The sequence below is a fragment of the Bacillus mexicanus genome (genome assembly GCF_050445615.1).
Taxonomy (GTDB): Bacteria; Bacillota; Bacilli; order Bacillales; family Bacillaceae; genus Bacillus; species Bacillus mexicanus.
This window is the reverse complement of record NZ_JBCEYV010000003.1, coordinates 623,790-649,427: the sequence shown is the minus strand read 5'-3', so window position 1 is coordinate 649,427 and position 25,638 is coordinate 623,790. Positions and strand designations below refer to the sequence as shown.

28 protein-coding genes are annotated in these 25,638 nt (G+C 32.3%); 23 read left to right on the top strand and 5 right to left on the bottom strand.

Annotated features, from left to right (window positions below):
* Positions 1-4: 4 nt before the first annotated feature.
* Together AAGG74_RS18540 and AAGG74_RS18535 are read right to left on the bottom strand one after the other, a co-directional pair.
* Entirely contained in the window at positions 5-694 is a 690-nt protein-coding gene (locus AAGG74_RS18540) for a sigma-70 family RNA polymerase sigma factor (protein WP_429676695.1), read from the bottom strand.
* Between the two features lie 133 nt (positions 695-827).
* Entirely contained in the window at positions 828-1,118 is a 291-nt protein-coding gene (locus tag AAGG74_RS18535; RefSeq protein ID WP_429676694.1) for a hypothetical protein, read from the bottom strand.
* Positions 1,119-1,209: 91 nt separating this feature from the next.
* Between AAGG74_RS18535 and AAGG74_RS18530 the strand changes: the two genes are divergently transcribed.
* On the top strand, positions 1,210-1,644 hold the full coding sequence (locus AAGG74_RS18530) for a hypothetical protein (RefSeq protein ID WP_429676693.1): 435 nt from the start codon (positions 1,210-1,212) through the stop codon (positions 1,642-1,644).
* Between the two features lie 56 nt (positions 1,645-1,700).
* On the opposite strand, the gene AAGG74_RS18525 is transcribed toward AAGG74_RS18530, so the two are convergent.
* Positions 1,701-4,244 (bottom strand): type IV secretory system conjugative DNA transfer family protein, encoded by a 2,544-nt coding sequence (locus AAGG74_RS18525; protein WP_429676692.1) that lies wholly within the window; start codon positions 4,242-4,244, stop codon positions 1,701-1,703.
* 176 nt (positions 4,245-4,420) lie between these two features.
* Here AAGG74_RS18525 and AAGG74_RS18520 point away from each other — a divergent pair, with 176 nt between their 5' ends.
* A complete protein-coding gene (locus AAGG74_RS18520; RefSeq protein WP_429676691.1) occupies positions 4,421-5,023 on the top strand; it encodes a chemotaxis protein CheW in 603 nt (200 codons plus the stop codon).
* Positions 5,024-5,047: 24 nt separating this feature from the next.
* Here the strand turns inward: AAGG74_RS18520 and AAGG74_RS18515 are convergent, their stop codons facing one another.
* Positions 5,048-6,418 (bottom strand): MinD/ParA family ATP-binding protein, encoded by a 1,371-nt coding sequence (locus AAGG74_RS18515; RefSeq protein ID WP_429676690.1) that lies wholly within the window; start codon positions 6,416-6,418, stop codon positions 5,048-5,050.
* A gap of 118 nt (positions 6,419-6,536) precedes the next feature.
* On the opposite strand from AAGG74_RS18515, the gene AAGG74_RS18510 reads away from it, so the two are divergent.
* The 9 genes from AAGG74_RS18510 (at position 6,537) to AAGG74_RS18470 (ending at position 15,300) form a co-directional block, all read left to right on the top strand.
* The gene (locus AAGG74_RS18510) at positions 6,537-7,202 is read left to right on the top strand and encodes a hypothetical protein (protein WP_429676689.1); all 666 of its coding nucleotides are present in this window, start codon (positions 6,537-6,539) and stop codon (positions 7,200-7,202) included.
* Positions 7,203-7,289: 87 nt separating this feature from the next.
* Positions 7,290-7,736, top strand: coding sequence for a hypothetical protein (locus AAGG74_RS18505; protein WP_429676688.1), 447 nt, complete (start codon positions 7,290-7,292; stop codon positions 7,734-7,736).
* Between the two features lie 91 nt (positions 7,737-7,827).
* Entirely contained in the window at positions 7,828-8,229 is a 402-nt protein-coding gene (locus tag AAGG74_RS18500; protein WP_429676687.1) for a hypothetical protein, read from the top strand.
* A gap of 32 nt (positions 8,230-8,261) precedes the next feature.
* A complete protein-coding gene (locus tag AAGG74_RS18495) occupies positions 8,262-8,699 on the top strand; it encodes a hypothetical protein (RefSeq protein WP_429676686.1) in 438 nt (145 codons plus the stop codon).
* 26 nt (positions 8,700-8,725) lie between these two features.
* On the top strand, positions 8,726-10,048 hold the full coding sequence (locus AAGG74_RS18490; RefSeq protein ID WP_429676685.1) for a hypothetical protein: 1,323 nt from the start codon (positions 8,726-8,728) through the stop codon (positions 10,046-10,048).
* Between the two features lie 27 nt (positions 10,049-10,075).
* Positions 10,076-10,435 carry a PrgI family protein gene (locus AAGG74_RS18485; protein WP_429676684.1) on the top strand — a complete coding sequence of 120 codons (360 nt, stop codon included), beginning with the start codon at positions 10,076-10,078 and terminating at the stop codon, positions 10,433-10,435.
* A gap of 39 nt (positions 10,436-10,474) precedes the next feature.
* Positions 10,475-11,290: a TraC-like domain-containing protein gene (locus AAGG74_RS18480; RefSeq protein ID WP_429676683.1), complete on the top strand. Its 816-nt coding sequence runs from the start codon at positions 10,475-10,477 to the stop codon at positions 11,288-11,290.
* A gap of 1 nt (position 11,291) precedes the next feature.
* Positions 11,292-13,106 (top strand): VirB4-like conjugal transfer ATPase, CD1110 family, encoded by a 1,815-nt coding sequence (locus AAGG74_RS18475; protein WP_429676682.1) that lies wholly within the window; start codon positions 11,292-11,294, stop codon positions 13,104-13,106.
* Between the two features lie 100 nt (positions 13,107-13,206).
* Positions 13,207-15,300 (top strand): M23 family metallopeptidase, encoded by a 2,094-nt coding sequence (locus AAGG74_RS18470; protein ID WP_429676681.1) that lies wholly within the window; start codon positions 13,207-13,209, stop codon positions 15,298-15,300.
* 23 nt (positions 15,301-15,323) lie between these two features.
* Here AAGG74_RS18470 and AAGG74_RS18465 read toward each other — a convergent pair whose 3' ends face one another.
* Positions 15,324-16,457: a hypothetical protein gene (locus AAGG74_RS18465; protein WP_429676680.1), complete on the bottom strand. Its 1,134-nt coding sequence runs from the start codon at positions 16,455-16,457 to the stop codon at positions 15,324-15,326.
* 206 nt (positions 16,458-16,663) lie between these two features.
* Between AAGG74_RS18465 and AAGG74_RS18460 the strand changes: the two genes are divergently transcribed.
* The 12 genes from AAGG74_RS18460 (at position 16,664) to AAGG74_RS18405 (ending at position 25,597) form a co-directional block, all read left to right on the top strand.
* Positions 16,664-17,158 (top strand): hypothetical protein, encoded by a 495-nt coding sequence (locus AAGG74_RS18460; RefSeq protein ID WP_429676679.1) that lies wholly within the window; start codon positions 16,664-16,666, stop codon positions 17,156-17,158.
* Between the two features lie 117 nt (positions 17,159-17,275).
* Entirely contained in the window at positions 17,276-17,743 is a 468-nt protein-coding gene (locus AAGG74_RS18455) for a DUF327 family protein (RefSeq protein WP_429676678.1), read from the top strand.
* 164 nt (positions 17,744-17,907) lie between these two features.
* Positions 17,908-18,366 carry a hypothetical protein gene (locus AAGG74_RS18450; protein WP_429676677.1) on the top strand — a complete coding sequence of 153 codons (459 nt, stop codon included), beginning with the start codon at positions 17,908-17,910 and terminating at the stop codon, positions 18,364-18,366.
* A gap of 19 nt (positions 18,367-18,385) precedes the next feature.
* A complete protein-coding gene (gene flgK / locus AAGG74_RS18445; protein ID WP_429676676.1) occupies positions 18,386-19,744 on the top strand; it encodes a flagellar hook-associated protein FlgK in 1,359 nt (452 codons plus the stop codon).
* Between the two features lie 42 nt (positions 19,745-19,786).
* A complete protein-coding gene (gene flgL / locus AAGG74_RS18440; protein ID WP_429676675.1) occupies positions 19,787-20,659 on the top strand; it encodes a flagellar hook-associated protein FlgL in 873 nt (290 codons plus the stop codon).
* Positions 20,660-20,680: 21 nt separating this feature from the next.
* A complete protein-coding gene (gene fliD, locus AAGG74_RS18435; RefSeq protein ID WP_429676674.1) occupies positions 20,681-22,012 on the top strand; it encodes a flagellar filament capping protein FliD in 1,332 nt (443 codons plus the stop codon).
* Positions 22,013-22,027: 15 nt separating this feature from the next.
* Entirely contained in the window at positions 22,028-22,408 is a 381-nt protein-coding gene (locus AAGG74_RS18430; RefSeq protein WP_429676673.1) for a hypothetical protein, read from the top strand.
* Positions 22,409-22,425: 17 nt separating this feature from the next.
* A complete protein-coding gene (locus AAGG74_RS18425) occupies positions 22,426-22,707 on the top strand; it encodes a hypothetical protein (protein ID WP_429676672.1) in 282 nt (93 codons plus the stop codon).
* Positions 22,700-23,197: a flagellar basal body rod protein FlgB gene (flgB, locus tag AAGG74_RS18420; RefSeq protein WP_429676671.1), complete on the top strand. Its 498-nt coding sequence runs from the start codon at positions 22,700-22,702 to the stop codon at positions 23,195-23,197. The genes AAGG74_RS18425 and flgB overlap by 8 nt, the downstream gene beginning before the upstream one ends.
* A 13-nt stretch (positions 23,198-23,210) precedes the next feature.
* Complete coding sequence (gene flgC / locus AAGG74_RS18415; protein ID WP_429676670.1) at positions 23,211-23,624, top strand: flagellar basal body rod protein FlgC; 414 nt, start codon at positions 23,211-23,213, stop codon at positions 23,622-23,624.
* 26 nt (positions 23,625-23,650) lie between these two features.
* Positions 23,651-23,953 (top strand): flagellar hook-basal body complex protein FliE, encoded by a 303-nt coding sequence (gene fliE, locus AAGG74_RS18410; RefSeq protein WP_429676669.1) that lies wholly within the window; start codon positions 23,651-23,653, stop codon positions 23,951-23,953.
* A 21-nt stretch (positions 23,954-23,974) separates the two neighbouring features.
* Positions 23,975-25,597, top strand: a complete 1,623-nt coding sequence (locus AAGG74_RS18405) for a flagellar M-ring protein FliF C-terminal domain-containing protein (RefSeq protein WP_429676668.1) — start codon at positions 23,975-23,977, stop codon at positions 25,595-25,597.
* Positions 25,598-25,638: the final 41 nt, after the last annotated feature.

The following is a 25,638-nucleotide window of genomic DNA, read 5'->3' as shown; positions in this document are numbered from 1 at the left end:
TTTTTCAATCTAAGTTTTGAGCTTTACGTTCTTCCTGTTCAATAATCTGAATTGCTTTTATTTTAACCCTTTGGAGTGCATTATCAATAATTTTCGCTTTAGGAAGATTTAATTTTTCTTGGATTTCTTTATATGAATATCTCTGTTGTCTTAGAGAATATACTTCTCTTTCTTGTTCGCTTAATTCTTTGTCTAAAAGATTTTGAGACCTTTCAATACTCTCTTCGAGGATTAACCGCTCTTCAGGATTCATAAATTCCAAATTCGTTGACTTTTGTATTTCTGGTCTGGCTGCAATTAAGTCCATAGAAGTTAAACTTTCGTTATCTTGTAGTGGTCTATCAAAGGAAACAAATTCGTTTAAAGGGGTGTGCTTTTTTCTGTTAGCTGTTTTAATAGCGCTAATGAGAGCTCGAGAAATACACATATACAAAAAGTTTTCTAAGTTTTTCTGAAAGTTCTCGGATTTCCCTTTCGTTTCATCGAAATCATTAATAGCTCTAGTTAAACCAATTAAACCTTCTGAAAATAGATCATCTTTGTCTCCACATCGTAAAAAGTATTGTTCTGTGTTTATTATAGTAGAGATCATTGATTTATAACGATTAATTAAATAACGAGTTGCTCTTTCGTCGTTTTTTCTTGCAAGAATTAAGATATCTTTAATATCCATTTCTTCAATTTTAGTAGGCATTTCTACCCTCCTCAATAGGTGGATGTATTCAAAATAATATTACAGATAAAAAAAATAATACCTTTAAATATTGAAAAATGGAGCTCCATATTATAGAAGAGAAAAAGCGCCTAGGAAAACCTAGGCTGCTTTATTATTTCGAAACTTGATAGTATTTAAGTTGTCCTTGATATTCAAACACTTCGCCGGCTTTAATTTCAATTACAGAGCCTTCTCGGATAACTTGCTTTGTATCGGTTGTGTTTGCTAGACCGCTTAGAACAATAAGAATGCGATCTTTATCAATGGCCGGAATAGTTTCTCGTCCTACAACTGTATGAAAAGAGAGGTCGAACTCTGTCTCAGTTAGTTTATATTTTTCGAAGCGACCAATATCGTTGCTTTTGTTTTGTGGTGTTAGAGCTTTTAGATGTAACTTACTCATTAAAGATTCCTCCTAGGAAGTTGTTTTAGATTTCTTTTATAAAATACAATTTCTCTATGAACTTTCCTTAAAAAAAATCAAAATAAATAACGTGGGAGAGATTGTAATAAAACATAAAATTATATATCAACCTAGTATTAGAGCTATTAAAACAACATTTGAATTAACAAATCCTCCGCAGGGATCTATTAGAAAATTGGATCAAAAGAGTCGATATGTTTATACAGAAATAATTAGGTATACGGGATATAATAGTGATGGAGAAAAAATAGAAAGATGGCAAGGTGTAAATTGCGGCGGAGATATCAATAATGATGTGGTATTTCATATTAATAACAGTAAGCAATCTATATGTGATATTTGCAGGAACCAAATTAGTTGTATATTTGCCAATAAAAATAATCAGTTTCAAATGGTAGATGATTATATTGAATATAGGAGAGAAACAATTGCTGATTGGGTTTGCAATAATTTTAAAAAATACAAAATAAAAAAAGAAGAGTTCTATAAGATATTAGACATTTGAAAAATTAATTACTAAAACAAAAAACCCCAGAACGATTAATTCTTGGGTTTTTTTGTTTAGTTTGAAGAGATTGTGTCCATATCAGCACGTCTTTCGATATCTTTACGAACTATATCTTGTCTTGAACCAATTTGTTTTCTAGATCTTTCAATAATTAAGTCGGGGTTAGCATTAGGATTTGCTTTAACCGGAGGAAGAGGGTAAGCAGTAAAAGGATGGCTTTGCAATCCTTCTTTTGTCATTACCCTTGCTATAACTGTGAATTTGCCCAAATTAGCTATATCCTGCGTTTTATATCCGGTATTGGTATCTGGGTTGTAATAAAAATCCGAGAAAAATTTGGCATCTGTGGGTCCAACACGGAAGGTGAGAAGTGTACCACAGTTATTGAAAATCGCAGACATTAAGAAGTCTCCTCCACTTTGACGAAGTTGATCTAAGAACTGATGAGCTATGACCAAACCTAATCTATATTTACGAGCTTCGGATAAAATTTCTGCAAATGATTTTGCTCCTCCAGAGTCTCCAACAAAGTTTTGGAATTCGTCTACATATAGGAATGTAGGAACTCTAAGCTCCATAGGGATAGACACACGCTGCATTGCAGCAATCTGTACTTTACTTATTAACATTGTTCCTAATAATGCAGAGTTCTCGAAACCAACGTCTCCACGACTAAAGCGTGCTAAAATAACTCCGCCTGAGTTGATTACTTCGGCAACATCTATAGTTGATTTCTTTTGACAGATGATATTCGCTGTTACGGAGTCGGAAAGAAACCGACGAATTTTGTTTAGTGGAGCATTTAAGTTTTGCGTTGCAAACTGTTTATTTTGATTTAAACTTGGGAATACGGTATCCCAATAGTTTTTTACAATTGGATCTTTAATATGAGGGATAACCGCTTGTCTATATCCATCGTTAACCAGGATAAGTAGCATTTCTAACAGGCCTCCGCCTTCAGGAGAGTCGAGTATAGCAGCGGCGCTCATACGAAATATATCATCTGTATTTGGTCCAATAGCCCCGTCACCAAAAACCCTTTTGAAAAGAGTGATGTAAGAATCGACTACTAAAGATTTCTCTAATGGTCTTCTTTCTGGGTCTCTTGTTGAAATTTCTAAGAGATTAAGACCAAAAGGATGTTGGATATCAGCAGGATCCAAAACATAGATGTCTTTTCTTTTTGTTGATATTTTCTCTAATACAACATCAACTAACTCGCCGTGCGGATCTATGACAACTGCTCCACGACCTCTCTCTATATCATTTATAATCATATTCTCTAACAATGTCGATTTTCCAACCCCGGTCATTCCACTTATATATACGTGTCGTAAGCGAGCTAATAAATCAAGGCCAACAGGTTGAAGAGTTCCTGTTTCGTCTGGAGCCATAGCAAATGGATCTTCTTTTGCTATGCCGTTAGGGAATGGCTGTTTTTTGTTTTGAATATAAGCGATACCAGGTGTAGCTGTAGTTTTGTTGACTAGATGTGCAAAACCGGCAATTTCAATAGTAGATAGTATATCCTGGTTTTTGATCACGCTGAAATAGCGGCTTTTCATTCTTTTGTGTACAGCTGGAGAAGTTGTATACTTATTTTTCTTAAAACCATTATGGGCGCTATTTAACTCTTGGAAATTGCTTAGTATTCGTCTCAAACGACTTTTAGCAGCGTCTGTTCCTAAAGGGGAGCCAACTAAAATTCGAACCTGAGTTTCGAACCCCATATGTTGAACTTTTTCTAACATAGCTTTTTGATTCGCTGTATCTAAACTTGATTGTTGTGGGGTTGGTACTTTAATATCATCTGGTCTGCCGCCAAAAGCAGAAATAATGTGATCTGCAATTGCGAAAAACGCTTGAACAAATTTCCCAACATAATTTGTCCATTCTTGCATTTTTCTAGGTTTTTTCTTTGTTTTTTCATATCTGGCTAACGTTTTTGCAGCTCTTCCGTTCCACTTGTAGCTGGCCGGTCTTAGCATAAACTGAATAACGGCAAGCTCATTCTCGTTAACCGTTGATAAAGAACTAAGTATTGAAGATAGTGGGTCAACGTCTATGTCTTGAAATTGCTTTATAGAAAAAGCATTGTCTTCTCTTAAAGTAAGTTCTGCTGATTCGACCAATAAATCAGAATCATCTGGATCTGGTATAAAGTCTTCCTCTAATCTAATTACTTCACAATATCTATAAGTTGCTTTTAATCTTTCTTCGACAAGTTCTACAAGATCTTCTGGAACCCAAAAGTTAAATGAAATCTTTTTCTCTTTTTCGCTGTTTTTTAGTCTGTTGATAGAACTGATTTCAAAAGAAAAATATTGTTGAGATTTCATTAAACGTTTGTACCAAGGTAGATATAAATGAAATGAAGTCCATAATTGACTTATCTCGAAAGGCGTAACTTCCGAGTCTTTTTCTAATAAAACTTGTAGTAAGACGCCATTGTTAGTACTTTTTTTGGTTAGGGAATTTTGATAAAGAATCCATAAAATATGAAATAAAGTGAAAATAACAATGGCGGCGGCGACTAAGGTTATAATTATTGAAATAATTGAACCGAAGTCATAGTGAACGGTGTTTGTTTCAAACAAATTAACCACCCCTTTGGAAAAAACTTCTCAAAACAATATATTCAAAGAATCGAAGATGTCAATTAAGAAAAGCTTTTCTTTAATTCTTGTAACTGTTTTAAAAAGGAATGGAGATGAACATAATGAATAGATTTTATAGATTATATAAGTAAATGTAGGAAGAAGGGGAAGAAGATATGAAAGAAAGATATTTGATTTTTTCTTGGTTGGATCAATCATTTGCAGTTGAAATTAATCAGGTTGTAGAGGTGTTAGACTTATCTAATATGGTATCTACGAATAAAAGAGAATTGAAGCTAACCTCTTGGAATAATAGAACTATGCCGGTTATTGATCCAGTCGCTTTGCTGACAATAGATCAAATGAAAATCACGAAACAAACAAAAATAGTCATTATGGAAGTAAACACATTTAAAGTTGGTTTCTTGGTCGAAAGAATCGTTGCAGTAGAAGAAATAAATTCTGATGAAATCAAAGAAGCTAGTATTAAAGAAAAGAGATATGTTAGAAATATCGTAAATGAGCATAAACTTGTTGATTTTGGCAATTTTGTTAATGCTGAAATATTGCGACTCATAAAACAAGCTTATACTCTAAATGTTGATGTCATACTTAACGGGGAAGAAATGTATCGTGAAAGATGGAATGGTAAAGATGGAATGCTTGAAGATCTTAAATTAGAATCGTTAAACTTTTTAATTGAATCTAATAGAAGAAAATTAGATGAATATTACCTAAATGGATTAACAAATATCTTTAAGAAGATTGAAAAAATGTAAAAAAGCTAGGGTTACCTAGCTTTTTTAAAATAATCCGAATCTCTTTTTATGATTTTTTCTTTTCTCCTCTAAGGGTTGGATTGCGAATATATTTTGGATATAATTCGCAGTCATACTTAATTGTCTTAAAAGTTCAGGTGAACATTGCTTTTTTAGTAAAGGTGATCCGTTTTGAACTGAATCATATATTTCTTGTGAAGATGGAACTGATACTTCTATTTTTCTGTTGAGAAAAGATTGAATTAAATGTTGGATTTTCTTTGTATTATCGCTGTCGGAGGATTTATTGATGATAGGATATACTTTTTTGAGATCAAGAAAATTCAAAAAGAATGGACCGTATTCGTGATCAAAAAGTTTTTGCAAGGCTATGATATTTCCTGGTGTTTCAGTAATTGGCATTATAGAAATATCTATATCTTTAATGACATTGATTATGTGTTCTTCCTCCATCCCACTTTCCATATCGAATATAACAGAAGTGTAACCTTCTTGTTCAGCATATTCTTTAATTAGCTTAAATGACTGATAAAGTGTTTCTTGACTTGGTTTTTTGCTTTTTAGGATAACTCCTAACATTATAGTTAGGTTAGGGTAATAAGGGTGTGTGATTAAATAATCTTCAACATCTCGAATATTAGAAATAGCATCGGCTTCTAAATCTTCACATAAAGCTCCTAAGTTGTGATTCCCGTCTGGGTCATTTAATTTAAATTGAACGTGTATGTTTGGATTGTTTGGGTTGAAATCAACTAATAAAGTCTTTTGTTCAGAGTTTTGGGCTAAAAGAAGAGCAGTGTTTACACTTAAAAATGTTGAACCTGATTGTTGTCTAATCGACCAAAAAGAAGCTGTTTTAAAGTAACTTTTTGTGGGATTTTGTTTTAAACCGGTTTCGAATTTTGAATAATCTTCTTCTAATATAATGCCTTCATCTTTATCGTCTAATAAGAAATCTTTGTCCAACTCAAAAGAATCTGAATCTAAATCCGTCATTTGGTGAGCAACATCTTTCCATTCTTTTGGTTTAAAGAATGAATGATATAATTCTTTTATATTTAACTTAGGTTCTAAAGAAAAAATGTCAAAGACGCTTAATTGATATAGCAATTTCTTTATACGATAGTTTTCCTTATCGGTAAGGATAAAAATCATTCGTGTGTCTGGATGGCGTTTTCTTGTAATCCTTATTAGCTGCTCTAAGGAAAGTGTGTTTCCTTCTAATTTGTCAGATAATAATATAATATCTGGATGGTTCCTAACGATTGAGTCTCCGAGTCCTTCTCGGAAATATACTTTTTGTTTAATAAATAATATTTTTTCATCTTTTGAAAAAAACTTTTCTAGTGTATTGTCTAATTGTTCGAATCCTGTTGCAAATAAAATGGAAATCATTCTGATCACCTCTTCGGTTATATATTAAGGAAGGGAATTGATAAATCAATAATTTTGCCAAAAAAGTGAAAATGTAATTAAAATGAAAACACAAACGTTCAAGGAGGATTATTTCTATATGAATAATAGAGAAGAAAGTGGTCAGTTTAGCCAAGGGGTGAACTTGACTGAAAACAATAATGAAAATTATTTTTGGCAAACGATTTTTGCGCTACCTTTATGGATGCGATTAGGAATTTTGTTTTCAGCGCCAGCACTTATATTAATGAATCGCACTGCAATCATTTTTTGTTTGCTTTTGATTCCGATTTTATTCTCAAGAATGAAGAATGAATTACTTAGAGATATCTTGATTGTGATCAGCTTATTGTATTATCTGGATTATTGGGTTTTTATTATATTTGCTTTTAGATTTTTCGGCCCTCTGAAAAGATATTATGATCTAGGTATTTTTGGATTCATTTTCTCTGTAGTTGCTATTTTCCACTCATTTATAGGGCAACCATCAATTGGGTACGCATTTTTTGAATACAATTGGAAAACAAGGCACGGTTGGGAGACAATGTTCTTTGTTTCGCTAGCAATTTACCTAGTCGTATTTGTTATTGCTAAGATGGCTTTTGTTAATATGGCTAAATCTCATCAGAATACATATGTCAAAAGAGGCAATGAAAATAAGCCAGAAACAAAAAAACAACCTAAAGTTGAAAAAATCGACCCAAGTAAAGGTTCTTTTAAAAATGCAAAATCTTTAGTGGTTGAAGAATGGATACGTAAAGATTAAAGACTCTTATATAGAGTCTTTTTTATTTCTGAAAAAATAGAAGAAAGAGGAAATTTAGGTATAATCTCTTAACTGTGAGGTGATATAATGTTTAATCTGAAAAAAATAAAAGCTGAAACTAAAAAATTAATAAAGATTGTGATGAGTGAGAAAAGACTAAGGAACATATGGATATTTGGATTAATTTTAACCTGTTTTTCTATATTTATAGATTTTAAATTATTGGCCGTTATTGTTTTTGTAATGATTTTTTTAACGATTGGTGCACTAAGACAAATAGAAGTAGAGGATCTTGATGAAACAGCTTTGCTACTATCAGATAAAAAGGAGTTGGAAGCGCTCATTTCGGTGACAAAAGAACATATAGAAACAGGAAATGCGACACTTGAAGAAAAAATTGAATTAAAAAATTTAGAGATGGAACTTAATGAAATTAATAATATTTTAAAGAAAAAATATAAAAATAAAGATAAAAAAGATGTTATAACAATTGATCAAAAAATCGATAATCAAAACGAAATTAAAGAAAAATAAAGGGCTAAAAAAGTCCTTTATTTTTTTTTGTTATTTTCTTGAAAATGGCAAAAAAAGAATTACTATCTGTGTGAGTAAAGGAGGGATAATTATGAAAAAAATTACTCAATTATTTGTTACATTTGCATTTGCGTTGGTTGCAGTTTTTAGCGCAACTACAGTTGCCGAAGTTAGCGTCGTAGGTCAACATTATCAGGTTGAAGCGGCAAACAGTACTATTTTCGGGAGTAAAGAAGTTAACAGTACCGCGAAAAACTCTGAAGCTTCAAAGATTACCAGCAAACTTTTCACAGCTGCTAATATATTCTCAGGATTCGTCCTTGCAATTTCAATCATTATGATTATCGTTGGTGGACTTCGTTACATATTAGCGAATGGTGATCAAAGACAAGCTGAAACTGGAAAAATGATTCTTATCTATTCCGGAATTGGTATTGTAATTGCTTTGAGTGCATTTGTTATCGCAAGACTATTTGCTAGTTTCAAATTCTAATTCGAAGCTTCTTAAGTAAAGGGGGGGAGAAAATGCGAACCATTAAAGGGCTTATAGTTGTTGCTCTGTTGGCATTCTCCTCCGCTTTTTTTGTAGAAAATGCAATGACTTATTCTATAGATAAAGTGGAGGCCAAAGTATGCGCACCAGGGCAATATGTCAATCACGGAGATGATGGTTTGAGTGCGGGTGGATGTGCTGATAATAGCTCTAAAAACCCTAAATCTTACGTGAAAGACAATTTTTTAGATGAAGTTGTTAATTTATATAATCCTATAGCTGGAACTTTGTTAGCTGTTTCAATTTTAATGATTATTTATGCTGCTTTCAGAATGATGACTTCAATGGGTGAACCTCAGAAGGTATACCTTGCGAAAAAACTGTTGCTAGGTTCAGGGATTGCAGTAGTAGTTATTTTATCTAGCTTTACAATTATGAGATTGATTATGCTACTAATCGGAGCTGTGTAATCTTTTAAAAGATTGGGGGTGAAACAATGTTTAAAAAAGTTAGAGTAACACTGATGTTTATGGCGTTTTTTATGATTTTGAGTCCTTTGCAGGCTTATGCAGCAAGTTCGGATACAAAAGAAACTGCAAGAATGGTAACATCAGATGGTTTCTTCACTACATATAAAAATGATGCGGAGAAGTGTGCCATTAATGGAGATGCAAAAGATTTCTTTTCATTTTCTAAAGACAAAAAAATAGAAGAAAATAAAGATTCAAAGGAAGATAGTAACTTTGCTTTGGATATGTTGAGTTCTATATTCGATGGAGCTTTACAAGGAATTAAAGGTTGGGTTAGTTCGGGAACAACCGCTTTATGTAATTTAGATGACACTTTAGGTTTATTTTCACAAATATACATTTTTACTAACCCTGTAAACGTGACACACGTTGAAGCTTTAATGTCTGTTACTGGGATTGTTCAATGGATTTCGCTAACATTAATGGTTTTTGGTATTTTATTTTTTGGATTTAGAATTATGACTGGGCAATCAGAAATTGATCCATTCCCATTTGCATTAAGGTATTTCTTAAGTATGTTTTTAGTTTATTACGCACCTTATTTTGTGCAAGATATATTAAATTTAAACAATCAGATTATTAACGCTTTGGCAAATTATCAGGTGAGTATGGGTGGAGGAGTTTCGACTACTGCTGGTGCTGTCATTCCATTATCGCTGGTTGGTTTCATTGTGAATGCAGCTGATCAGGGAGCATTAGGTTGGTTATCAATGCTTGTTTTATTAATAGTGGTCGTAATGACTTTTATTCCAATGCTTAAGCTTGTCGTTTGGTGGTATGTAAGATTATTTAAGATTTTTCTATATACTGCTATAAGTCCTTTAATGTTTGCAAGTATTGCATTTCCTGAATTTAAATATACTTTTTCGGGATATATTTCGAGCTTAATAAAGGAAATATTCAGTCAATTCTTTGTGATGCTAGCAGTTCTTATCACTGGAGCATTTATATGTGAGTTGCCAAACCTTGCAAATACATTAAATTTAGGAATAATTGGTCTCGGGCTTGCTCTATATGCAGCATTTAATTTCTTACACGAAGTACCTAAATTTGCAACAGACCTCTTAGAAGGTAAAGTTGGTGGGCCTCACCTTGACACAATTGCTGGTGGAGTTCACGGAATGAGAAGTAGATTAGGTAAATCGGCAAGAGTGAATACAAAACAAATGTTAGGTAAATCACAAATAGGGCGAAACATTAGATCAGGGGTTGGAAATAAAACGAGAACTTTAAGAACTATGGCTAGACATACCAACTTTGGATCAAACAAATTTAGAATTAAAAAATAATTATAAAATGTTGAAGGGGGAAATGAAATGTACGATTATATCGTTCCACAGGAATTGAACATAGCTGATAGAATTGGAAAATTTACATTCACCCAACTAGGATTTCTTGCCGCTGGTATACTCGTCGTTATGATTATGTTCATAACAGACAGTATACCTATGTGGGTATCCTTGTTAATAGGGGTTCCATTCTTTGTACTATGTTTAACTTTAGCTTTTGTAAAGAGATACGATATGCCATTATATGAATTCCTAATAATTTTAATTATATATAAGTCATTGCCTAAAGAAATGATTTATAGTGCTACAGAGTCTGAGAATGAAACGTATGATTTTGAAGAAGAAAAAATTGATGAAAAAGAATTAGAAAATATGATTTTATCTTGATGAAGTGAAAATTCAGATTAAGAAAGGGAGGTTAGGAGAATGATTTGGCTTTTTCTAGCTTTATTTGTATTGCTACTTGGTGGATTAGTAGCTCTTATTATCATTTTGAACAAAAGAAAAAAACAACAGAAAAAAGAAGAAGAAACAAAGATTCATACTACTCAAGAACAATTGCCTTTTGAATATATTCGTAGAGGTATTGTCAAACTTAAGAACGGGCAATACATAAAATTAATGGAGGTTCCTTGTATTAATACCCAACTAATGGAAGAGGAAGAAAAAGAAATTGTAAGAGAAACATACGCAAGTTTTTTGAATTCGTTGGACTTCCAAATCCAATTTTATATCCAGTCGAGATTAGTTGATATCAATGATTATTTAGCTTTTTTAAAAGAAAAAGAAAATAACGCTGATAATAATTTTCGTTCTAGCGGACTAAGAGAATACTCAAAATTTATTGTGGAGTTAATTAAAGAAAACTCGGTACAAACAAAAAAAGATTTTTTAGTTATTTCGTATCAAGACATTAAAAATAAATCAAAAAGTAATAGCGGGGATACAATGAAAAAATATAGGAAAGGCGAAGAAGATGCGGTAGTTTCAGAAGAAGAAGCTGTTATGCAGGAAGAAAGAAGATTTGATAAAGCGTATAAAACCTTGACACAAAGAGAAAAATCTTTACAAAAACAACTAAGAAGATTTGGAATCAATCCAAAATCACTTAATGACAAAGAAGCGTTTGAACTGTTCTATATTACTTATAATAAGGAACGTTCTGTATATCAATCTCTGAAAGGAGTGAATCCAAATAACTTCACAACGCTTTATGTGAAACAAGAAAGAGGAGGCGAATAACTTGTTTGGTATAAAAAATAATAAAAGTCAGGAGGGTGTAAAGAAAGATATTTTAACTAAAGGTGAAAATAGAATAAACGATTTGATAGCACCGGACACTATTCAAAATGAAAAAACATTTTATGTTGTTGGGAATAGGTTAGTTCGTACTTTTATTGTAGTTGGTTATCCGAGAACGGTAAGGATGGGTTGGTTAGATCAACTTTACTCTTATGATGCAAATATTGATATTTCTGTCCACATAACTCCTTGGTCCCGTACCAGAGTCATAAAAACACTTAACAAAAGAATTGGACAATATATGTCAACGATATCAATGGATGATAGAAACGGTAGGATAACTGATATAGAAGTTGTAACGGCTTTAGAAGATGCGGAAGACTTAAGAGACAAACTACATACCGGTTTATCAAGGTTTTTCTATCAAGCTATTTACATTTCAGTTAGTGCACGATATTTAGATGACCTTGATCAGATGACAGAAGATGTAGAATCGCTTTGCGGTTCAATGCAGCTCACAACCAGAATTGCAGTTTTACAGCAGGATAAAGGATTTTTAACAGTTCTACCTCTAGGAAATGACCGAATTAGAAAAACAAGAAACTTTGATACTGAATCACTATCCACTTGTTTTCCCCTTGTAAGTGCTGAACTCACTAACACAGATGGTATACCTATCCTCTATGGTATCAACCAAATAAATAATTCCCTAGTAATGTTTGATAGGTTTAAACTTAATTCTTATAATTCTGTTACTCTAGCTACATCAGGTGCAGGTAAATCCTACTTTGTGAAACTTGAAGCGATCCGTCATTATCTTATGGGAACAAAAGTGATTGTAATAGATCCGCAAAATGAGTATAGAGCTATTACGGAAAGTCTAGGAGGGCAATTTATAAACCTTAGTGCTAACTCTAAGGACCGAATTAATCCTCTTGAAATAACATCTGATGTAGAACTTGAAGATGATGCAAGAAGTTTCTTGTCAACAAAAGTTATGGACGTTTTCTTGATTATTCAAGTTATGTTAGGAAAAGATAAAAAGCTTAATGCAAATGAAAAACGGGCGATACTTTATGGCATTCAAAAAATGTATGAGCGTTTTGGAATTACAGAGAATGGCTATGAAATGGATGCAGATGATCAATTGCTACTTGATGAAGAATTCATTATGGTCGGATCCAGTAGTCAAAAAATGCCTACATTATCGGACTTGGATTCATCGTTGCGTGAGATACGTGAATCAACAGAGATTGCTAAGGAATTAGAGCCTTATGTAACCGGTGTAATGAACCTATTTAATGGTGAAACGAATGTTGATTTAAATAATGATTTTGTTGTTTTTGGTATAAAAGATCTCGAGCAAAGTATGACCGATATTGCTATGTTTATATGTTTGGAATTTATATGGAATAAAATTAAATCCGGTGATAAAAAGCGAAGAATAATTGTAGTAGATGAAGCTTGGATAATGCTGAAAAATGAATCTTCAGGAAGATTTCTAGAAAAAGTCGCAAAGACAGCTCGTAAATTTAATTGTGGATTATCAATTATAAGTCAGAACGTAAAAGATTTTATGGAAAATGGTGGAGAAAGTATTATTTCTAACACAAGTATGCAGATTCTCTTGAAACAGAATCCAAACGAACTACATTATTTAGAAGAGATTTTAGGGATAACAGAAAGTGAAAAAGGGCTTTTAAGAACGGCGGATATTGGAGAAGCACTAATGTACGTTGGACAAAATAAAACTCTGGTTAAAATAACTGCTAATGAAATGGAACACAACCTTTGTTTGTCTGGTCCCGAAGAATAAAAAGCGGAATTCCGCTTTTTATTTTTATTTTCATTGAAAATAAACAAACAAAAGTTATAATACTCAAGATTTGAGATTAGAGATTTGGAGGTGAAAATAGATGAATTTCCTAAAAGGGATAGCTAAAGGAATGCTAAAAAACGGTGGAGTTAAAGGAGCATTGAAAGCGGCTGCCAATGCGGTTATTAAGAAATATTTATATATTGGTCTGGGAATTGCTGCTCTCATACTTATATTAATAATGTCAGTATATATGTTATTATCGAGTTTCTTGTGTAAAGACATTGTGCAGTTATTTGCAGATGAAGAGACAACAGGAATACCTTGCCCTAAACCACCTATAGATTTAGATAAACTGTCTGATTTGGCCGGGGATACAATGGCTGGCAGAATGCTTGCATATGTAAAAATAGACAAAGAAACTCGATCTGAAAATGAATTATTTAGAACAAAAGAACAATCTCAAGCACAATCAGATGGAGATGAAGAAGTTTATTCCGAAGCGGAATATATGATAAGAACAATGGCAGAAATTGATTTGAATACTTATGTACAATATGTAGAAACTAACCAGTTAAGAAAAGGTGGATCCCTTTACGACTCTCCAATAGATTATAGTGTTACATATTCAAAAAGAGAATTCAAAAAAGACTGGACTAATTGGTTTAAATCAGAAGAAACTAAAAATAAAAAGTTTAATAAAGATAGAACTCATTATTTAATGAATTATAGATTGAAAGTTTACAGGTGTTATTTATTAGGAGAAGAATGCAGTGATGAAGTTGTTAGAGCAATGGGGACAGATAAATATACAAGTGTGGCGATTTCTTTAAATAAAGATAAAAAACACTTCACGCGTGCACAGATTCAGGGAATATTAGATGATTTTTATCACATATCTTTTATGAAATACTTAGATGGGAAAGTAGATGGGGTGCCAAAAGGGAAAAGCAAAGAAATGTATGAAGAATTATTGGCAAAAAAACAAGCTGCTTATAATGATATGTATCCAGCGAGTGTACCAGATGCTACTGCTGCCGCCAGTGATGGTTGGTTAATACCATTGATAGAAGGGACATATAATTATGCTTCTCCTTTTGGTATGAGAACGATGGAGGGGAAAACTAAAATGCATAATGGTGTAGATTTAGGAACTATGAAAGTTTCAGCTGTACCTTACTTCGCTGCAAAATCAGGAACAGTTGTTAGTGCTGGATGGAATAATGGTGGTTATGGCGGAGTAGTGACAATTAAATCTGACGACGGGTACTATTTTACATACAACCATATGTATAAAGAAAATATTGTGGTTAAGAAAGGACAAAAGGTAACACAAGGGCAATTAGTTGGTGCGGCAGGAAATCAGCCAAATGTTGCATACCATTTACATTTCGAAGTTTGTAAAAGTATAACGAAAGGTACTGGTTATGATCTATCTGGTGGAGATTTAATGATTTGTAATGAACGTGTTAATCCCGAGAGCGATGAGGTATTTGGGAATGCATTAAAATCTGCTAAACAAGATATATCTAAAACTAATAAATATGCTAAACAATTTTTAAATGATTGGAAAGCTAAAGCGCTAAAAGGAAAAACTATTATGATGCCTGGATTTACTCCTTCGACTGGGTTAGGTAAGCTATCTCAAGATTATGAAGGTAAACCGGGTGTGTGCAATAAAGCTTATGAAGATAGCTCGAATTTTGCGTGTGGTGCTTGGCAACTTACAGATACAACTATAGGTGAATTTATGAAGTATCTTCAAAAACATAAACCTGAATATTATCAAAGGTTCAAAGGATTGAATTATTTGAGTTATAATTCAACTTTTGCGAATGCGTGGGTGAAGTTATATAAAGATGATCCTAATGGATTTTACCAGGCTCAACACGGTTTTATACAGGAGTCTCACTACGATCCGGTGGTTAAAGCTTTAAAGAGTAAGTTCGGATACGATGTGAAGACTAAGCCAGTTGCGATACAAGAAATGATATGGTCTTCAGCTGTTCAACATAGAGCTTGGACTTACTCTAGGATATGGCCTTATATCGGTAAGGGATGGAAAGGTAAAAGTGATGCAGAGATTATTAAAGCGTTTTACGCTGCCAGAAAAGCCGAATTTGGAGCCTGTTGTACACCTAGATTTGTTAGTGAAGAAAAAGCTGCATTGAAAATGTTAGGTTCGGGAAAATAAAAAGAGCGATTAATTCGCTCTTTTTATCTATTGAGAATCTTAATTGTTTTAAGGTATGAATCTTCATTTCCATCTTGAAGATATATTTTATTGCTATCGGAAAATGCAACACTGACGCCTGATAGCACAGGATATAATTTATTTTTTTTGACATTGTAAATTTGTAAATTTGAATCAATGATTAACATTAGATTGTTATTATCTATCCATATTGGATATGTACTAGATGATAATTTGGTATTTAATCTCCCGTTTATTGTATAATATGAGTTTTCTAAATCGGTGTAATTTATAAATATATTGCTTCCTGAAATCGCATAATCTAAAAGATATTTCGTTGGAATTTTCGATTTTAAAGCAGCTTTTCCGTTGGATAATTCATATATTGAGCTTGTATTTTTATCAAAAGCAAACAACTTGTCATCATAAACCTTGAATTTTGTAAAGTTGTATTTGGATAGCAGAGTTTTGTATTGGTTTAATTTCGACGTAGGTATGCTTACTTCTGTTTTTAGAACATCAGAATTTGATGTTGCTTCAGTTAAATCTGTTGCGTTATAAAAAACTAGGGCATCATAAATTGCAGAGCTTTTAACTGTCATACCTTTATCAAGCTCACCGATATTAGTTCGTTTGTTTGTTTCGGTATCAAATATAATAAGGTTTTGTTTATCCTCTTCTTTTTTAACAGCATCGACATATTTGCTATAAAAAACGTATTTTCCGTTATCGTTCATATTGCCGTATGTTGTGAATTTATCAATAATAGTACTGGATTTTTTGTTGAAGTTATAGAGATAAAGGTATCCTCCATAAGAACTTATTAATCCGTTGTTTTGTACTCCTCCGTTCAATACTGCTCCGGCTCCAGGAGTAGTTGCTTTTTCAAAAGTATCTGGATTACCTAAAACAAAATCCGAAATAGTATAAGAATCTTTGGAACCATCAAAAGGGACTTCTATATTTGGAATATAATCATCGTGTAGCGTTCCATTGTCCTTTCCTTCATCGTCTTTAAAACTTTCGATTTTGGCTTTTTCGACTTTTTGGTCATTTTTAATATAAGATATAAATATTGCTGTTACAATAAATAAGGAAATTAGAACAATAGAAAAGATACTAACTAAAGCTTTGTTATTTTTAATAAAATTAAGCAATTATTTCACCTCCAAAAAAAACTTTACTTAATGTGAATTTTGCTTATTATACATAGGGTAGTTGAGGGAAGCAAATGAATATTATAAAAAATTACTGTTAAGTTCACTGTTATCAGTAGATCAATTTTATTTCTAAAACTCTTAGTTACTTAGGTGATTAATTTTTAAAATATACTCTCCTTTTAAAATGAATGGTGGTGAGGAGTGTGATTGTTGCCACAATAGCAGCATATGTTATTGCTATACTTGCTGTATTATTATTATCAGTTAAATTTTTGTGGTTGTTCTTTATATTATTTGCTTATAGAACTTACTCTAGTTTTATATCTTTTGAATGGTTTAAAAAAATAGGGATCGAAAATCATTTTATATACTTTATAATTATTTTGGTATTGTCTATTGTCACTTATTTATTGGTTTTAAGATTAACGGTAGATTTGATTTGGATAAGGTATGTTTTATTAGCGCTTATGGCTATTTGGGTGTTTAAGAATTACCAAATTACAGACATATTATTCTTTAAAGATTTTTTCCAATCAAAAGGAATGTGGAATATAGATTTTTGGACCAATCAGATGAAACAAATTTTCGGCACTGATAGAGACAGTTATGCTAGTTTGTTTAGTGATGCTTTTGAAAATGTCTTTGGTGTTACTGAAAAGTTGTTTGGCGGATTATCAGATGTTTTCAAATCAAAATAATCCAACTTTTAAAGAACAATTTATAATTGTTCTTTTTTGTTTGTTATTTTTTCAGGAAAAATAACTAGAACTAATAAACATAATACATAGATTGATTTATATATAGAGGTGGTTTATTTGGAAATTGGATCAACAAATAATTTAATTATGGGGAAGATAGAAAGGTATGTTGAAACAACGCAAATCAACGACATTGATATGAAAGAAAAGACAGACAGATTTGAAGAAACTCTAAAAACAAACGAGGTTCAAGGGCCGGAGAGATCAGAGACACTTGAACAATGGATTGATTCTTTAGAAGAAATGAAAATGAAATTAGAATCAGATATAACTAAGGATAATTTAAATATGTATAAAGACTCTGTAAAGAAGTTCTTAAACTATTATGTTAATAATGATTTGTATTTAAAGGAATACCAAGCTAGAGATGGGATGTATTATACGAAAAAAATCCAAGTTCTTAAGGCGGTAGATAATAAAATTGATAATCTTACAGATAAGTTAGTTGATAGTCAGATGGGGAGATTAGAAGTATTGAAATTGACTGGTGATATCCAAGGGTTATTATTTGAATTAACAGTTTAAGTTCTAAATGGGCGGTAATATGCTGCCTTTTTTCGTAAAAAATAATCCTCCATACAACTAATTTAAAGGAAAAAAATAAAGATGATTGAAAATAATTTTTGAAGGGTTAAGGATTTAATAAAGAAATTAAATTAATTTTTTTCAAAAAAAAGATGGAGGAAAAAATGAAACAAATAATCGATTCTTTAAAAAAACTTTCGAACAGCTATAAATTGCTGGCTGAAAACGCAAATCATATTTTTAATACACTAAAAATTAGAGATTATAAACGAAAAGAAGTACTAGAAAATGAGGCTCAGGAACTTTATAAATTAAAAGAGAAATATGAGGCTGAATTTATCACTTTGATTGTAAAAAAAGCCGATGAAATGGATTTAGCAGAAAAAAAACTTCAAAAAATTTTAGATGTTCATAAAAATGAGGTAGAAGTATTAGAAGCTCAGTATGAAATAGAGAGGTTGTTTGAATATACACAGTCTTTTCAAATTAATTTGAAAAGAAATATTGAATTCGCCAAAGCTTTTGTTCAAGTTAATGAAAAAGCTGAAGAAATTATGTTTGAAGCAATTAGAAGAGAAAGATACAAGCAAGGTGGTTCCTTATTGTTAAACGAAGAATTGTAATTTCGAGGAGGGGATATTAATGAGTTTGGATTTCAATATAGCATTAAGTGGATTACGTGCTGGAGAGAAAATGCTTTCAGTTGCACAGAATAATATAGCAAATGCTACAAATACAAGTTATGCGCGACAACGAGTTGAAGTTAGTGCATCTGAAATACCACAAAACAGTTCTGGGGTAGGAGCTCAAATGGGGACTGGTACTGTAGTAGAGGGGATAACACGTATAAGAGATGAGTTATTAATACAGCAATCTAGAACAGAAGAGGGTTATGTGGGATACTATGGAGCAGCTTCTGATGCTCTATCAAATATTGAAACAATCTTTAATGAAACTGGAGAAAACTCAGTTTCAGATTTATTAAATAATTTTTTCAATGCTTTTGAAGAAGCGGGGAAGTTCCCGGAAAAGAGTTCTTATAGATTGAGTGCAGCATATTCAGGAAAAATGCTTTCTGAAAAAATCCGTGGTATTTCAGCTGAAATTGATGAAGTTAAGGGGCAGACTGATACAAATTTAACTACAAATGTGACTAAAATAAATCAATTATTGAACCAAATCGCTAACATTCATAAAAAAATGGAAACGGTAACTTCGCAAGATCCAAATGCCTTGTTAGATCAAAGGGATAAGCTTTTAGATGAATTATCTCAGTATGTGGATGTTCAAGTAATTAATAAAGCTAATCCTATGAATATGGAAATAAAGGTTGGTAATGCAACTCTATTATCTGGGAAAACAGTATATGATATAGATGAGATGTATGTAACTGAAAAAGATCAATGGGTTCTTGCTGCTTCTGACGTTGAATTCACCCCTAAATCTGGATCTTTGGCTGGAATATTAGATGCAAGAAACAACTATATACCTAAATATGAAGATGGCTTGAACACACTTGTAGGCAGTCTGATTGAAAAGGTTAACCAAGAACATAGTTCGGGTTATGGGTTGGATGGGACAACTGGTATGAGATTTTTTTTGGGGTCAGATATAAGAACAATTGAACTCAATCCAGAGTTAGAAATAAATCCAGAAAAAATTGCATTAAGTTCAGAAAATGGAACTACGGGAAATAGTGATATCTCCAAAAATATTTCTGCTTTAGCGAAGAGTGAGTTTGTCGATGGAAAAGAACCTGGTAGATATTATCAGGAATATACGGTTAGATTAGCTTCTGATTTAAATGAAATTAAAAATAATGAAAAGATACATAGTGACGTTCAATCAGGAATGGAAAGTCAACGACAAGCAGTTCAAGGAGTGAATACAGATGATGAATTGGCAGATTTAATGATTTTCCAAAAATACTATCAGTCTAATGCTAAAACGCTAAATATTGTTAATGACTTGATGGATAAACTTTTAAATATCATCGGGTAATTATAAGAATGTATTACTTCTCTTTCTTCCAGGAGGTGCTTTATGAGAGTTTCTGCATATGACAAATTCAAAGTTACTCAAAATTATATTTCCGACATTCAATATCAAACTCAGAAAAAACAAGAACAAATTGCTACGGGGAAAATATTTAATAAGGTAAGTGATGATCCGGTTCGAGTGAATCGTTCGATGATTATTGCTTCAACAGAAAGTCGCGTATCCCAATATCAAGATAATATTAGTGATGCAAAGAGTATGTTGGAGTATATTGACACTGTTTATGAAAATACAACTTCGAATCTTCAAGAAGCTCAAAAAATTGCTATAAAAGGGGCGAACGATACATACAGTAGTGCAGATCGAGGTGTTATGGCGGACAATATAGAGGAAACGATAAAACAAATTGTTGGTTTTGCTAATTCTCAACATTTAGATCGGTATATGTTTAGTGGGCAGAAATTAGATACTAAACCAATTGATTATGATGGTACGAGTTTTACCTACAATGGGAATAACCGAGATATGGTGATTAACGCTTCTGAAGAAGTTGAAGTTAAAGTCTCTCAGTCTGCTGAAGATGTATTTGTTCCGGTTTTAAATCAATTGGTGAAATTGCGTGATGCATTGCGATCTGATGATCAATCTCAAATTGAAACTGCTATGAACGATTTAAATACAGCTACTAATGATTTTATTGATAACAGATCCAAAGTTGGTGTGCAACTCCAATCTATGGATTTATTAAGTGAAGCTTATAGTCAAACAAAAACTGATTTAACAGTAAAAAAACAAGAAACAGAATCTGTTGATATGGCCGCCGCAATAACGGATTTTACTTATCTTCAGACTATTTATCAGGCCACCGTAAAAAGTAGTTTAAATATGTTGAAAAATTCAATTCTTGATTATATTTAAAAATGAAAGGGGATGATTTTAATGGCAAGTTCTTTTGATAACGCGCAGATAACAGCATACGGAGACCGTATGCAAATATTTGGTTTGGGTTCAGAATGGGATACTAAAACAATTCTTGAAGCTGAGTTAAACATATTGAAAATGAGACAAAAACCATACGTGACTAAAAAGGATGACTATAAATCGGAACAACAAACTTGGACTGCTTTTCAGAATTCCTTAACTAACTTTAATAGCATCGTTTCAGAATTAAAAAACCTTAATTCTGATAGTAAGACGGTATCTTTGTCTGAGGAAGGATATTTCACAGCAACTGCTACTGGTTCTGCAATGGATGCTACATATGACCTTAGTGTTCAACAAGTGGCCACTAAGCATAGAGTTATGGGGGACCAAATTGCTGAGGGAGAATTAGGAATTGAAGAAACAGTAAAATTAAACGGAAAGGATTTAAAAATAACTGGTGATATGGATGTAGAAAGTGTTGCAAAATCAATTAACGATGGTTCATATGGTGTTAATGCTGTTGTTTTAGACAATAGATTGGTATTAACCGCTCAAAAAACTGGAACAACAAATGCTATCACATTTTCGGGAGCGGCGTGGGATACATTAGGAGTCACAACAAACGGGACAATAAAGAATGAATTGCAAGCAGCACAGGGTTCAAAATACGCTATTAATGGAATTGAAATGACGAGTGATAGTAATACTGTTTCAGAAATTGATGGTTTAACAATTAATCTATCTAAAGTGACTACGGAGAACGTAACAATAAATGTAAGCCGAAGTGCTGATAATGTTGTTGATAAAGTGAATGATTTGGTAACAAATTATAATAAAGTGATACAAAATATTAATACACTAGCTGGAGAAAAGGGAGTTTTGCAAGGAGAAAGCATTCCTAGGAATTTAAAAAGGCAGATGAATAATATGTTGACAGATGTAAAAGAATCGGGGACAATGCTATATCAACTGGGTATAGAATTGGATAAAGATGCCAAAAACGGTACAATAGTTTTTAATGAAAGTAAGTTAAGAAAACAATACGAGGATGATCCGCAAAAAGTGCAGAATATACTCACTGGTGATAATGGATTTGGTGGTAAGTTGTTTAAGTTGGTTGACAATTATGCTAAATCAAATGGAATGATACAAACTGAAATAGATGGTTTAGATGAAAGAATTAAACGTATTGATGAAACGCTGGATAGATATGATCAAGATTTTGAAAGACAAAAACAATCTCTTATACTAAAATATGCTACTTTTGAAACTCAAATGAGCAGTTTGAATTTACAAAATCAGTACTTAACTGCCCAATTGGGTTTGAAAACCAATAGTGATTCTTAATATTTGGAGGTTTAAATGAGTACTTCTAATTATGGAACAATGGGGTCTACTTCGGACCCCAAACAATTTGTTCTTCAATTGTTGAAAAAGGTTCTTTTAAATAATAAAAACGCTGTTAAATTTCTGGATGACCAAGATTATTTAGGACTAGAAAAAAGAGTGACTAATTCTATTCATTGTTTAGAGGAATTAAATTTAGGTCTAAATAGAGAAAATTATAATCCTACAGTTGAAATGGTATCTGCGCATTATGAACAAATGATAAATTTCTTCGAGGAAGTTTTATTAGATATTGAACAAAAATCGTTTGAGAAAGAGAAATTTGATAAGGTTATTATTGCAACAGATAAAATAATTAAAAACTTATATGATGGATTTGCTGGAATGAGAGACTGAATGAAAAGGGGAATAATATGAAAGAAAAAATTAATAAAGAATTTAGTGAATTATTTGAAATGATGCTAAAAACAAAAGACAGCAAAGATATAGGGATATTTAATGAAAAAATTGAATATATAAATGGACTTATTAAAACTTATAATGGAAATGATAGAGAAGAATATTTAAAATTAATGTTAATAAAAAATGAAGAAATTAAACAATTGCTGCAAGAAAAAATGGATGTATTAAAAGAAAAAATAATACAAGAGGACGAATTAAACAGAAACAGAGGAACTTATAGACTCTATGAGTGATATAAGTGATCCTCTGTTTTTTTATATAAGAAATAAGGAAAAAACGAAAACCTTGAGAATAGAAAAAAGGAAACCCGTCTTTTTTTTAGGGAAAGGGGTGTCAGACTTGTTTGGAGATTTTGTACCTTATTTGAATAGCGTGATGGACTACTCTTCGGTTAATCGTAAAGTTATCGCCAATAATATTGCTAACTATAACACCCCGGATTATAAAGTAAAAACGGCTAGTTTTGAAAATGCTATGGATAGTGGAGACGACATAGAACTTGAGACAACTAATAAACTGCATATTAGTAATAAAAAAAATTCAAAGGATCCTCTGAATTATGAGGTTGTTGAAACTAGTGATGGGTCTTCAAGAGTAGATGGTAATAATGTTGATCAGACTGCGGAAATGATAAAAATGTTAAAAAACAACGCATTATATACAACTAGTGTGAATGCATTGAATAAAGAGTTTTCTCTAACTAAGATAGCAATTGGAAATTAAGGGGGTATTTTGAATGTATTCATTGTTAGATATTAGTGGTTCGGGAATGACCGGAAATAAAGAATGGATGGAGACTATTGGTAACAATTTAGCGAATATCAATACAACAAGAACGGAAAATGGAGGGCCGTATAAACGTCAATCGGTGGCTTTTGAATCAAGGAAACGTTTTGATACGATCCTAAACAAGGAAATGGGAAACGGAATTGAAGTAGGCAAGATAGTTCAAGATGACAATACAAAGTTAGTTTATGATCCGGATCATCCAGACGCTAACGAAGAAGGGTACGTACAGTATCCTGAAATCAATATGACATCAGAAATGACTGACTTGTTAATGGCTGAAAGAGGATATGAAGCGAATTCTTCTGTATTAACTGCATCAAAGAAAGTAATTGAGAAAGAACACGAGATCGGTAGAGTTTAATTTTAATTAGAAAGGTTGTGTAAAATATGCAAACAATTTCAAGTCTGCCGCCTGTTGAATTAAAAGTTGATCAAGCTTTGAATATGGGATCTAATGAAAAGTCAGCTAATTCTACAATGTTTGAACAAATTTTGGATTCTATTTCATCAATGGAAAACACTCAAGTACAAGCAAAAACAGATATGGCAGATGTTTTGTCTGGAAAATCTGATGATTCGCACGGTGCTTTAATCGAGCTTCAACAAGCAGAATTGCAAATGTCATTTGCAGCTTCTGTACGAGATAAAGTGGTTCAAGGTGTAAATCAACTATTCAATATGCAAATCTAAACTAGGTAAGGTGTTGCTGAAATGAACCAGCGTATCCAAATGCTGCAAGAAAAATGGAGAAATATAAATACTCCAATAAAAGTTGCAATAGGGACGGCATTATTAGCATTAATATTATTTATTATTTTTAGCTTTTTTATGCCGGATAAATATCAAGTTTTATATTCGGGATTAACTACAAAAGACGAAACAAACATAGAGAAATATTTATCAGATAAAGGTATTGATTATAAGGTTGATTCCGAAAACAGTGGAATATTGGTGAGCGGCGATACGATTAAAATAAAAAAAGAACTGGCTTTAGAGGGATTACCAGAAGGAGATACTTCTGGTGGACTTGATAACTTTAATAATTTGAGTTTGGGATCTACTAAATACGACAAAGATGTTCAATATCAAAATGCATTACAAGATGAATTGAATAAAAGTTTAGAAGGAATGTTTGATGGAATATCAAGTGCTGATGTCAAGCTGCCAAAAGATAAAGAGGAAAGTATATTCACTGATGAAAAAACTGAAAAAAAAGTTTCAGTAGCTCTTAAATTAAAATCAGGTTATGAATTATCATCTGAGCAAGTAAAGGCGGTACAAGTATACGTCGCTGGTGCAATAAATGATGTAAAAGCTGAAGATGTCCAAGTTGTGGACCAAAATTTAAACCCTCTTTCTTCTACGGACACTAAGGAAACAAGTTTAAATAAACAAAGGCAAATTGTTGATGAAACTAAAAAACAATTAGAAACAGAGCTAGGAAATGCCTTATCAGAAGTTTACGGTAGAGTTAAGGTTATTGTTAATGTTGATATAAACTTTGACGAGATTGTAAGAAATATTACGAAATATGATCCTAATGGAACTTTGGTTTCTAAAGAAGAAGACATCGATAAAAGTAGGAGTATTACTGGTAAAGATGCAACTATTCCTGGAACTGATACAAACGGAGAAGTTCCTAATTATGAAATGAAAAACGTAGATCCAAAAAACATATTATCGGTTGAAGACAAGGATAAAATTATTCAAAACTTTAAAGTAGGAGAAACGGTTGAAAAGGTTATCAAACAACCTGAATTAAGAAATACAAACGTTTCTATTTGGTTTGATGATACAACATTAACCCAAACGGATTTATATGATGCTGAAGAGATGGTTGCAGTTGCTTCGGGACTAACTGGAGAAGTTAAAAGGGTTGCAAACGACAAAGCTGTTTATAATAACGGGTCTGTTAAAGTGACTAAAAAGAATTTTGCACAAGAATTAAATAAAGGCAAAAGTGATGATGCAACAGAAACAGACAAAGGATTCTTCAACAAAATTCCTTGGTATGGATATGTTGGGGCTGGGTTACTGCTAATTGTTATCATAGGTTTAATTGTATTTTTTATACTTCGATCTAAAAAGAAAAAGAGACAATTATCCGATGAAGAAATGATTTATGATGAGGCTTCTATTCCGTTGGAAGAGGAAGAGATTCACAATGAAGATTTTGAGAATAAAGAAAAAGATGGCGAATTAGGTGATATGGAAGACAATTTTAATATTGAATGGAATAAAGAACAAAAAGATTTAAGAAGTCTAACGAATGATGTAGCGAAAAAATTCCCAAAAGAAACAGCGGACGTAATTAGTAAAATGCTGAAAAAATAAAAAAATAAGCTGACCTAACTCGGGTCGGCTTATTGTTTAGG

Coding starts and splice junctions, on each gene's coding strand:
- AAGG74_RS18540 (WP_429676695.1), bottom strand. CDS start 694: ATGCCTACTAAAATTGAAGAAATGGATATTAAAGATATCTTAATTCTT.
- AAGG74_RS18535 (WP_429676694.1), bottom strand. CDS start 1,118: ATGAGTAAGTTACATCTAAAAGCTCTAACACCACAAAACAAAAGCAAC.
- AAGG74_RS18520 (WP_429676691.1), top strand. CDS start 4,421: ATGAAAGAAAGATATTTGATTTTTTCTTGGTTGGATCAATCATTTGCA.
- AAGG74_RS18515 (WP_429676690.1), bottom strand. CDS start 6,418: ATGATTTCCATTTTATTTGCAACAGGATTCGAACAATTAGACAATACA.
- AAGG74_RS18510 (WP_429676689.1), top strand. CDS start 6,537: ATGAATAATAGAGAAGAAAGTGGTCAGTTTAGCCAAGGGGTGAACTTG.
- AAGG74_RS18505 (WP_429676688.1), top strand. CDS start 7,290: ATGTTTAATCTGAAAAAAATAAAAGCTGAAACTAAAAAATTAATAAAG.
- AAGG74_RS18500 (WP_429676687.1), top strand. CDS start 7,828: ATGAAAAAAATTACTCAATTATTTGTTACATTTGCATTTGCGTTGGTT.
- AAGG74_RS18495 (WP_429676686.1), top strand. CDS start 8,262: ATGCGAACCATTAAAGGGCTTATAGTTGTTGCTCTGTTGGCATTCTCC.
- AAGG74_RS18490 (WP_429676685.1), top strand. CDS start 8,726: ATGTTTAAAAAAGTTAGAGTAACACTGATGTTTATGGCGTTTTTTATG.
- AAGG74_RS18485 (WP_429676684.1), top strand. CDS start 10,076: ATGTACGATTATATCGTTCCACAGGAATTGAACATAGCTGATAGAATT.
- AAGG74_RS18480 (WP_429676683.1), top strand. CDS start 10,475: ATGATTTGGCTTTTTCTAGCTTTATTTGTATTGCTACTTGGTGGATTA.
- AAGG74_RS18470 (WP_429676681.1), top strand. CDS start 13,207: ATGAATTTCCTAAAAGGGATAGCTAAAGGAATGCTAAAAAACGGTGGA.
- AAGG74_RS18450 (WP_429676677.1), top strand. CDS start 17,908: ATGAAACAAATAATCGATTCTTTAAAAAAACTTTCGAACAGCTATAAA.
- flgK (WP_429676676.1), top strand. CDS start 18,386: ATGAGTTTGGATTTCAATATAGCATTAAGTGGATTACGTGCTGGAGAG.
- flgL (WP_429676675.1), top strand. CDS start 19,787: ATGAGAGTTTCTGCATATGACAAATTCAAAGTTACTCAAAATTATATT.
- fliD (WP_429676674.1), top strand. CDS start 20,681: ATGGCAAGTTCTTTTGATAACGCGCAGATAACAGCATACGGAGACCGT.
- AAGG74_RS18430 (WP_429676673.1), top strand. CDS start 22,028: ATGAGTACTTCTAATTATGGAACAATGGGGTCTACTTCGGACCCCAAA.
- AAGG74_RS18425 (WP_429676672.1), top strand. CDS start 22,426: ATGAAAGAAAAAATTAATAAAGAATTTAGTGAATTATTTGAAATGATG.
- flgB (WP_429676671.1), top strand. CDS start 22,700: ATGAGTGATATAAGTGATCCTCTGTTTTTTTATATAAGAAATAAGGAA.
- flgC (WP_429676670.1), top strand. CDS start 23,211: ATGTATTCATTGTTAGATATTAGTGGTTCGGGAATGACCGGAAATAAA.
- fliE (WP_429676669.1), top strand. CDS start 23,651: ATGCAAACAATTTCAAGTCTGCCGCCTGTTGAATTAAAAGTTGATCAA.
- AAGG74_RS18405 (WP_429676668.1), top strand. CDS start 23,975: ATGAACCAGCGTATCCAAATGCTGCAAGAAAAATGGAGAAATATAAAT.